The following is a 2633-nucleotide window of genomic DNA, read 5'->3' on the forward strand; positions in this document are numbered from 1 at the left end:
AGCCCTCCAGAAGCCACCGGGCATCCGGGTTGCTCGCGTCATGCAGCGCCAGCCCCAGATTCTCCAGCGTCAGTGACTCATCCAACGCCACCGCGCGCGTCTTGCGTCCGGGGCGCTGCACCACCAGGCCTCGCGCCGCCAGCCGCCGCAGCGCCTCACGGATGGTGCCCCGACACACCTCATAGCGGCGCGCCAGCTTCGCTTCGGAGCCGAATTGTCCGCTCGGGTGCAGCCGCCCCAGCGCGATATCGCGCTCGATTTGCGCCTCCACATAGGCCACGAGTCCTCGCCGTTCCATCCCCATTCCCCTTCCTCGTCCCAGCATCGCCATCCAACCACAGGGGTCTGACATGGATGCGCGAGCCCAACGGTCCGCGTCGATTGCGGGCCAGCGCGCCCCCGGGCCGCATGGGGCGAAAACCTGTCCGACTGTCGGACAGGTTTTGAGGCAACCGGCCCCGGGCGGGCGACCCTGTGCGTGCACCACATTGGCATCCGTGCGCGCATGACGTTGTGCCCACTGACGGGCCGGCGCGGCCTGGGGCCCATGCTGCGGAAACTTGTCCGACTGTCGGACAGGTTTTGAGGCAACCGGGCCCGGGCGGACGCCTCTGCCCCTGGCCTGGTGTCCGCCCCCCACGACATCGCGGCCCGCGGCTGCGCGCCGAAACGCAGCTCGTTCTGGCCCACCACTTCGGGTTGCGGCATGGGGCGACGCTCTTCTTGGGCCCTGCTGCGTGCTCCGGTGTCGGGAAGGCGGCAGGGCCAGGCACTTACGTCTGTCCGCATGGTGACCACTTCCCGCTACCCTCGCGGTCCATGACCTCCGCTTGCGTCCCTGGCTCCCCGTTGCGGGTGGGCCTCCTTGGCTATGGCCTGTCCGGCTCGCGCTTCCATGGACCCCTCATCGCCGCGGAGCCCGCGTTCACCCTGGCTGCCGTGGCGTCCAGCCGCGCTGACGCCGTGGCCCGCGACTGGCCAGGTGTCCGCACCGGCACCGTGGAGTCGCTGCTGGCGGATCCAGACCTGGACGTGATCGTCGTGTGCACACCCAATGACTCGCATGCGTCGCTCGCGGGACAGGCGCTTCGCTCGGGCAAGCATGTGGTGGTGGAGAAGCCCTTCGCTCTGGACGCGGACGAGGCGATGCGGCTGGACGCGCTCGCGAAGGAGCGCGGGCTTTGCCTCACCGTGTTCCACAACCGGCGCTGGGACGGCGACTTCCTCACCGTGCGCCAGTTGCTGGAGCAGGGACGGCTGGGGACGCTCTATAGCCTGGAGAGCCACTTCGACCGCTTCCGGCCCCAGGTGAAGGATCGATGGAAGGAGCAGGACGTGCCCGGCGGCGGGACGCTTTGGGACCTGGGCTCGCACCTCATCGACCAGGCAGTGCAGCTCTTCGGCCTGCCAGAGTCGGTGGCCGCGGACCTGGGCCGGCAACGTCCGGGCGCGAAGGGCACGGATTGGTTCCACCTGGTGCTGCGTTACGGCTCGCTGCGCGTACTGCTGCACTCCGGTTCCGTGGTGCACGCGCCGTGGCCCCGCTTCGTGTTGCAGGGCGACCGGGATGCGTACGTGAAGCATGCGCTGGATCCGCAGGAGGGACAGCTCGAAGCGGGCCTGCGTCCCGGCCATCCGGACTTTGGCCGCGAACCCGCGGAGCGCCACGGCCGGTTGCTGGCCTCGGGGGAAACCGTCGCCACTGTCCCTGGTGCGTATGGCCAGTTCTACCAGCAGCTCGGCGCCGCCATCCTCCACGGCGCGCCCGTGCCCGTGACGGCGCTGAGCGCGAGCGAGACAGTGCGTGTCATCCAGGCCGCGATCCAGAGCGACCTCGAAGGCCGCCGCATTCCGCTGCCTCCTCGCGACTGAAGAATCAGAGCGTCTTCTCCAACACCAGGAACGTGGGCGACGCGTAGCCCGCGTGCGTTCCATGGGAATGGAAGACGTAGCCCTGGCGCGCGTACCACGCATGGTGCGACGTGAGCGCGAGCCGCACCGACAGCCGCACGCGCGTCTGGCCCAACGCGCGCGCTCGGGACTCCACTGCGTCCATGAGGCGCAGCGACATGCCCTGGCCCCGGTGTGATGGCAGCACCGCGAGCCGGTCCAGGTACACGTGGTCCACCTTCGGGTGGAAGAACACGCAGCCGAAGAAGATGCCGTCCGCCTCCGCGACGAAACCGCCGCCGTCCGACAACTCGCGCCGCACCACGGCCTCCGTCTTGTCGTGCGCGCTGGAGGGCGGATCCAGGCGGCCGCGGTATTCCTCGAAGGCGTCGCGCACCACCTGGGTGATCCGCTCGGCGTCGGCGGGCACTGCTTCGCGGATCCGGAAGGGCTCGGGCATTCCCGAAGTCTAGTGGAAACGGCAGGCGCGGGCGTTTCACCACCACGGTGAAACACCGCTGAAACATGTCACCAGAGACCGGGCGTGTAGCGGAGTTCCCGCTCGGTCTCCAGCGCCCGCATGGCCTCGCTCCCGAGCGGGCTGACAGCCAGGCCCTCACGACCAAATCGCTGCGACCGTGTCGGAGTGCCTGTCTACTATCCCGCGCGCTCGCGAGTCCGGGAACCCGTCACATCTCCTTCCCGAGCGTTCGCAAGCCCCCCTCCCAAGGAGTCTCTGGCCC

Annotated in this window: 3 protein-coding genes; 1 reads left to right on the forward strand and 2 read right to left on the reverse strand. The window is 69.2% G+C overall.

Translation table 11 applies throughout. The features are described 5' to 3' along the window. Positions 1–304: FadR/GntR family transcriptional regulator (locus D7Y11_RS08995; protein WP_148139198.1), on the reverse strand; the 304-nt coding region annotated here is incomplete at its 3' end. Positions 305–855: 551 nt separating this feature from the next. Between D7Y11_RS08995 and D7Y11_RS09000 the strand changes: the two genes are divergently transcribed. Further along, positions 856–1872, forward strand: a complete 1017-nt coding sequence (locus tag D7Y11_RS09000; RefSeq protein WP_233596862.1) for an oxidoreductase — start codon at positions 856–858, stop codon at positions 1870–1872. A 4-nt stretch (positions 1873–1876) separates the two neighbouring features. On the opposite strand, the gene D7Y11_RS09005 is transcribed toward D7Y11_RS09000, so the two are convergent. After that, complete coding sequence (locus tag D7Y11_RS09005) at positions 1877–2350, reverse strand: GNAT family N-acetyltransferase (protein WP_126933489.1); 474 nt, start codon at positions 2348–2350, stop codon at positions 1877–1879. Positions 2351–2633 lie beyond the last annotated feature (283 nt).

The sequence above is a fragment of the Corallococcus sp. AB018 genome (assembly GCF_003986945.1).
Lineage (GTDB): Bacteria > Myxococcota > Myxococcia > Myxococcales > Myxococcaceae > Corallococcus > Corallococcus exiguus.